Annotated in this window: 7 protein-coding genes; 3 read left to right on the top strand and 4 right to left on the bottom strand. The window is 63.9% G+C overall.

All coding sequences use genetic code 11. The features are described from left to right. From gatB to gatC, 4 genes are all read right to left on the bottom strand, one after another. Positions 1-1,273: Asp-tRNA(Asn)/Glu-tRNA(Gln) amidotransferase subunit GatB (gene gatB / locus AC1P6P_RS01840; RefSeq protein WP_481400730.1), on the bottom strand; the 1,273-nt coding region annotated here is incomplete at its 3' end. Further along, positions 1,270-1,665 carry a RidA family protein gene (locus AC1P6P_RS01835; RefSeq protein ID WP_481400729.1) on the bottom strand — a complete coding sequence of 132 codons (396 nt, stop codon included), beginning with the start codon at positions 1,663-1,665 and terminating at the stop codon, positions 1,270-1,272. The genes AC1P6P_RS01835 and gatB, both read right to left, overlap by 4 nt. Then, positions 1,665-3,146, bottom strand: coding sequence for an Asp-tRNA(Asn)/Glu-tRNA(Gln) amidotransferase subunit GatA (gatA, locus tag AC1P6P_RS01830; protein WP_481400728.1), 1,482 nt, complete (start codon positions 3,144-3,146; stop codon positions 1,665-1,667). The genes AC1P6P_RS01835 and gatA overlap by 1 nt, the downstream gene beginning before the upstream one ends. A gap of 3 nt (positions 3,147-3,149) precedes the next feature. Continuing rightward, positions 3,150-3,437 (bottom strand): Asp-tRNA(Asn)/Glu-tRNA(Gln) amidotransferase subunit GatC, encoded by a 288-nt coding sequence (gene gatC, locus AC1P6P_RS01825; protein ID WP_481400727.1) that lies wholly within the window; start codon positions 3,435-3,437, stop codon positions 3,150-3,152. A gap of 187 nt (positions 3,438-3,624) precedes the next feature. Here gatC and ruvX point away from each other — a divergent pair, with 187 nt between their 5' ends. From ruvX to AC1P6P_RS01810, 3 genes are read left to right on the top strand one after another with little or no spacing between them, the layout of a single operon-like run. Continuing rightward, positions 3,625-4,089, top strand: a complete 465-nt coding sequence (ruvX, locus tag AC1P6P_RS01820) for a Holliday junction resolvase RuvX (RefSeq protein ID WP_481400726.1) — start codon at positions 3,625-3,627, stop codon at positions 4,087-4,089. Between the two features lie 19 nt (positions 4,090-4,108). Next, the gene (locus tag AC1P6P_RS01815; protein ID WP_481400725.1) at positions 4,109-5,443 is read left to right on the top strand and encodes an MFS transporter; all 1,335 of its coding nucleotides are present in this window, start codon (positions 4,109-4,111) and stop codon (positions 5,441-5,443) included. 3 nt (positions 5,444-5,446) lie between these two features. Continuing rightward, complete coding sequence (locus AC1P6P_RS01810) at positions 5,447-6,211, top strand: YdcF family protein (protein ID WP_481400724.1); 765 nt, start codon at positions 5,447-5,449, stop codon at positions 6,209-6,211. Positions 6,212-6,272: the final 61 nt, after the last annotated feature.

The following is a 6,272-nucleotide window of genomic DNA, read 5'->3' as shown; positions in this document are numbered from 1 at the left end:
GCTTGAGACCGCGCGCTTCGACGATCGCACGCGGATCGCCGCCTTCGCTCCAAACGATATCAAGAACGTCTTTCGCGATCTTGCCCGAGATGATGTTCTCGCCGACCATCTTGATGATCTCGGCGTTGACGGCGGCACTCACCGGACCGTCCGCGATCGCAAGCCCCGCCTTGTTCAAGCGGCCAAAATACTCATTGTTCAACCAGTTAGCAGCCGATTTTGCATCGACGCCAGCTGCCAGCATCTCCTCGAAATACTCGGCAGTTTCCTTTTCGGCGACGAGCACGAGGGCGTCATAGGTGTTGAGCCCCATCGCCAGGAAGCGATCCTTTTTTGCATCCGGCAGTTCTGGCAACGACGACGCGATCGCATCCACCCATGACTGCTCCAGCACCAGCGGCAGCAGATCGGGGTCGGGGAAGTAGCGGTAGTCGTGCGCCTCTTCCTTGGACCGCATCGGCCGCGTCTCGCCGTTTTTGGTATCGAACAGCAGCGTCTGCTGCTGGATCGTACCGCCGGATTCGAGCACGTCGATCTGCCGGCGGCTTTCGTATTCGATCGCCTGCACGATGAAGCGCATCGAGTTCATGTTCTTGATTTCACAGCGAGTATTCAGCGCCGTCCCGGGCTTTCGCACCGATACGTTGACGTCGGCGCGCATGGAGCCCTCCTCCATGTTGCCGTCACAGGTGCCGAGATAGCGCACGATCGCCCGCAGCTTCCTGAGGAACAGCGACGCCTCTTCGGCCGAGCGCATATCGGGGCGGGTGACGATCTCCATCAGGGCGATGCCGGCCCGATTGAGGTCGACGAACGAGTGATCGGGATGCTGATCGTGGATCGACTTGCCCGCATCCTGCTCGAGATGGAGCCGTTCGATGCCGACCCGCGCGACGTCGCCGCCGGGAAGGTCGATCAGGACCTCGCCTTCGCCGACGACCGGATTTTTGTACTGCGAAATCTGATAACCGGCGGGAAGATCGGCGTAGAAGTAATTCTTACGGTCGAAAACAGACGCCAGATTGATCTGCGCCTTGAGCCCGAGGCCGGTACGCACTGCCTGCTCGACACAAAACCTGTTGATAACCGGCAGCATGCCCGGCATCGCCGCATCGACGAAGCTGACCTGGCTGTTCGGATCGGCGCCGAACGCCGTCGCAGCGCCGGAAAACAGCTTGGCCTTCGTGAGAACCTGGCAATGGACTTCCAAACCGACGACGACTTCCCAGCCGCCGGTGCTGCCCTGGATCAGTTTGCTGGTCCGCTCGTTCATGGGGTATCGCTCTCGACAAAGGCATCCACTTCAATCTCGACCAGCCAATCGGGGTCGATGAAGCGGCCGACCTGAACAAAACAGGTGGCGGGACGGATGTCGCCGAACACCTCGCCGTGGACCTGCCCCACGACTTTCCAGTCTTCGATGTGGCGCAGCATGATGCGGGTGCGCACCACGTCCTTGAAGGAAGCCCCGGCCTCGCCGAGCGCCTGACCGACAATCTCGAAAATACGCCGGGCCTGCTTGGCGGCATCACCGATGCCCGCGGTCTTGCCGTCGGGACCGATGGCGGCAGTGCCCGACACCGTGATGTGCGACCCCACCCGGATCGCCCGCGAGAAACCGAGTTCCGGCTCGAACTTCGAACCGCTGGAAATGATTTTGCGCATCAAGCCCTCCACCACTTTTCGGGTTTCGCCTTGAAGTCGGCCGCCATTTCGATCGCCCGGCCGGCGCGGAACAGCGTCGCCTCGTCGAACGTCCGGCCGATGAGCTGCAGCCCGAGCGGCAGTCCGGCGTCGTTGATCCCCGCCGGAACCACGATGCTCGGCAGGCCGGCGAGGTTCACCGTCACGGTGAACACGTCGTAAAGATACATGGTGACGGGATCGGCCACCTTCTCACCGATGCCGAAGGCCGGCGCCGGCGTGGCGGGCGTCAGGATCACGTCGCACTTCTTGTAGGCCTCGGCGAAATCGCGCGCGATCAGGGCGCGGACCTTCTGGGCGCGGAGGTAATAGGCGTCGTAGTAGCCGGCCGACAGCACGTAAGTGCCGATCAGGATGCGGCGGCGCACTTCCGCCCCAAAACCCTCCGCACGCGAACGTTCGTACAGGTCGATCAGATCCTTGGGATCGCTGGCGCGGTGGCCGTAGCGCACGCCGTCATAGCGCGCGAGATTGGACGAGCACTCCGCCGGGGCGATGATATAATAGGTGGGGAGCGCGTACTTGGTGTGCGGCAGCGAAATCTCGACGATCTCCGCCCCCTGCGCCTTCAGCCACTCGACGCCCTTGTCCCAGATCGCAGTGATCTCGGGCGCGGTGCCGTCCAGCCGGTACTCCTTCGGGATGCCGATGCGCAGGCCTTTGACGCCGTTTTCGAGGTCGGCCTCGTAATCGGGCACCGGCAGGTCGACGCTGGTGGAATCCTTGGGATCGACCGAGGCCATCGCCTTCAGCATGATGGCGCAGTCGCGCACCGTATGGCTGATCGGACCGGCCTGATCGAGCGACGAGGCAAACGCAACGATGCCCCAGCGCGAGCAGCGGCCGTAGGTCGGCTTGATGCCGGTTGTGCCAGTCACCGCCGCCGGGCAGCGGATTGAACCGCCGGTATCGGTGGCGGTCGCCCCCAGCGCCAGCCGCGCGGAAACGGCGCACGACGAGCCGCCCGACGAGCCGCCGGGCACGAGCTGCGTCGTGGAATTCTTGGCGCGCCACGGACTGATGCAATTGCCATAGGCGCTGGTCTCGTTCGACGAACCCATTGCGAATTCGTCGAGGTTCAGTTTGCCCAACATCACCGCGCCGTTGTCCCACAAATTCTGTGAGACGGTGGATTCGTACTGCGGCACGAAATTCTCGAGGATTTTCGAGCCCGCAGTCGTCTTCACGCCCTTGGTGCAATAAAGATCCTTGATGCCGACCGGCAGGCCTTCCATCGGCCGCGCCTCGCCCGCTGCGATGCGCTTGTCGGAGGCATCGGCCATGGCGAGCGCAATGTCGGGCGTCTCGGTGATGTAGGCGTTGAGCGCCCGTGCCTCGTCCATCGCCTTGAGAAAAGCCTGCGTCAACTCCCGCGACGAGACCTCCTTGGAGGCGACCGCATCGCGGGCCTCGGCCAAAGTAAGTTCGGTGAGATCGGCCATGTTCTACTCCACCACTTTCGGCACGACGAAGAAGTGATCCTCGCCGCCCGGAGCATTCGCCATCAGGGCGTCGGCATTGTTCGGCTCGGTCACCACGTCTTCGCGCATCTTGAGCTTGTGGTCGACGGCGCTGGTCATCGGCTCGACGCCTTCGACATCGACTTCCTTGAGCTGCTCAATCCAGCCGAGAATGCCGTTCAGCTCGCCCATCATCGGCTCCACGCGTTCTTCTTCCAGCTTCAACCGGGCAAGCCGAGCGATGCGCCGGACAGTCTCTTTATCTACAGCCATGGCAGAGAATCCCTGAACCGAACGGAGTGGCCGTTCACCTTCAATGACTTGCTATCGCGAGGGGGGCTGACAGGCAAGCCGCTTTGCCGCTTTGGCCGAGCCACGTGCAGGCGAGCCCGCGACAAAATGTGCGCGGACAGAGGTCCCCCGCCTAGCAAAGTGGCAAAGGGTGGGCTAAAGCCCGCGTATGTCCATTCAGGACCTCGAAAATCTCAAATCCGCGCTGACCCCGCGCAGCCGCCTTCTCGGGCTCGACCTCGGCGAGAAGACGATCGGACTGGCACTGTCCGATACGCTGCTCACGGTGGCGACGCCGATGAAGACCCTGAAGCGCGGCAAGTTCGGCGCCGACGCGGTCAAGCTCGAGGCCATCATCGCTGCCCAAGGCGTCGGCGGGCTGGTGATCGGCCTGCCGCTCAACATGGACGGCAGCGACGGACCTTCGGCGCAATCGGCACGCGCCTTTGCCCGCAATTTCGCCGCCCGCTCACCGCTGCCGATCATCATGGTCGACGAGCGCCTGTCCACCGCCGCCGTCACCCTGACCCTGCTCGATGCCGACGTTTCCCGCCGCCGCCGCGCCGCGGTCGTGGACAAAATGGCAGCGGCCTATATTCTCCAGGGCGCACTCGACCGGTTACGCCATATATAAAGAGTGCTTGGGGGAAACCATGGGCGTCTCCGCGGCTGACGATCGCCTCATCAATGTCCGCTGGATGCCGCCGGGCCTGAGGCCTCCGGGCGGGATGACGGTCCGTCAGGAACGCGTGTTCCTGCTGGTCGGCGTGGCGATGCTGTTCGCCGGCTACGACATGAACGTGTTCGGGCTGGCCGCCTCGCAGATTCAGGCGAGCCTCAACATTCCCGAAGACCGGCTGTCGCCGATGCTCGCCCTGATCCGGGTGGCGACGGTGGCGGCGCTGATCCTGGCCTGGACCGCCGACATGGTGGGGCGGCGCCGACTGCTGCTGATCACCATTTTCGGCCAAGCCCTGGCAACGCTGGCGACCGGCTTCGTACAGGACGCCAACCAGTTCATCCTCTGCCAGATCATGACGCGGGTGTTCGGCTATGCCGAGGAAATGCTGTGCTATGTCGTCATCGCCGAGGAAATGGCGGCGGCGGCGCGGGGCTGGTCGACGGGGACCCTTGCCTCGCTGAACTACATGGGCGGCGGCGTCGCCACGGCGGTGTTTGCGGCGGTGACCTTGCTGCCGTTCGGCTGGCGCAGTCTGTATGTGATCGGTTCGATCCCGCTGTTCCTGGTCGCCTACATGCGGCGCGGCCTGCCGGAGACCAAACGCTTCGAAGCGCGCGAGCATGAAGTCGAGAAATTGTCGTCGCGGCTCGCCAAGGCGCTCGATCAGACCCGGCGCCTGGCGCAGGAACATCCACGGCGGCTGATGGGCATCCTGGTTGCTGCGGGCGCCTTTGGCTTCGCCATCTGGCCGGCCGAGTTCCTGTGGCCGAAATACCTGCAGGCCAATTACGCCTTCGCGCCGTATCAGACGACGTTGCTGGTCATCCCCGGCGGCCTGTTGGCGGTCGCCATCACCATCCTCGCCGGACGGCTGAGCGACCATATCGGCCGTCGCGCCACGGCGATTGGCGGCTGCGTGCTGTCGTCGATCGGGTTCATCGGGTTTTACGGCGGCTGGTCCATTCCCAATATGTGGCTGTGCTGGATTCCCGCCTTCCTCGGCTTCCTGATCGCCGACGCCCTGATCGCCGGCCTGTCGGCGGAGCTGGTGCCGACGGCCTATCGCGCCACGGTGTCGGGGCTTCGCTATCTCACCGCCATGCTGGTCGGCGCCGTCGGGCTGGTGCTGGAAGGGCCGCTCTACACCTTCTTCGACAATCACGGCTTCGGCCATAACCATTCCCATGGTCCGGCTTCGCTGGTGCTGCTGGCGGTGATGCCGATCGCGCTCGTTGCGCTGCTGTCGCTGCCCGAACCGGCCGGGCGCGAGCTCGAGGATATCGCCACCGAACCAGACCACGGGTAAGAGATGTTTTTCGGCCTGTCGAAACTGTTCTGGATCGTCTGTGCGCCGAGCCATATCGCGGCTTGGCTGGTGCTGGCCGCAGTGGTGCTCCTCTATCGCAGGCGCCAACGCGCCGCCCACATCTGCGCCGCGATCTCGGCCGCGATCCTGATTGTGTTCGGCTTCACGCCCGTGAGCGTATGGCTGATGCGCCCGATCGAGAACCAGTACCCGCGCCCGACCCTGCCGCAGCACATCGACGGCATCCTGATTCTCGGCGGCGGTCTGAACGCCGACATCTATCTCACCCGCGGGACGCCCAATTCGTCTTATGGCCTGAGCCGTCTGGTCGCAGGCTATGAACTGGCCCGGCGCCATCCCGAGGCCCGGGTGGTGTACTCATCGGGACTGCTGCCGGTGACGAATCCCCACTCCGAGGCCGCCGCCGCGCGCGCCATCCTGACCGATCTCGGTCTGCCGCCCGAACGGTTGGTGATCGAGTCGAAATCCCGCAACACGTCGGAGAACTTCGTCTACTCGAAGGCGATAGTGAAACCAAAGCCCGGCGAGACCTGGGTGGTGGTCACTTCCGCCCTCCACATGCCGCGCACCATGGCGATCGCGGCCAAGGTCGGCTGGCCGATGCTCCCGTGGCCGGCGGATTACACAACCAACACCATTTCCAAGTTCGGCTACACCGAGTTCACCGACAATCTGGACCGCGCCGATCTCGCAATCCACGAAGACATCGGCCTGATCGTCTACCGCCTGACCGGCAAGGCGTATTGAGGGACCGAATTCCTGTGAGCCGGGCGGCGAGGCATCTTGCCCCGCCCCGTCCGCCTGATAT

Source organism: Rhizomicrobium sp., assembly GCF_056722145.1.
The sequence above is the reverse complement of the archived record's forward strand: the minus strand, read 5'-3'. Positions and strand labels throughout refer to the sequence as shown.

Bases quoted from the DNA above. Each gene is read 5' to 3' on its own strand.
- gatC (WP_481400727.1), bottom strand. From the start codon at position 3,437: ATGGCTGTAGATAAAGAGACTGTCCGGCGCATCGCTCGGCTTGCCCGG.
- AC1P6P_RS01815 (WP_481400725.1), top strand. From the start codon at position 4,109: ATGGGCGTCTCCGCGGCTGACGATCGCCTCATCAATGTCCGCTGGATG.
- gatA (WP_481400728.1), bottom strand. From the start codon at position 3,146: ATGGCCGATCTCACCGAACTTACTTTGGCCGAGGCCCGCGATGCGGTC.
- AC1P6P_RS01810 (WP_481400724.1), top strand. From the start codon at position 5,447: ATGTTTTTCGGCCTGTCGAAACTGTTCTGGATCGTCTGTGCGCCGAGC.
- AC1P6P_RS01835 (WP_481400729.1), bottom strand. From the start codon at position 1,665: ATGCGCAAAATCATTTCCAGCGGTTCGAAGTTCGAGCCGGAACTCGGT.
- ruvX (WP_481400726.1), top strand. From the start codon at position 3,625: ATGTCCATTCAGGACCTCGAAAATCTCAAATCCGCGCTGACCCCGCGC.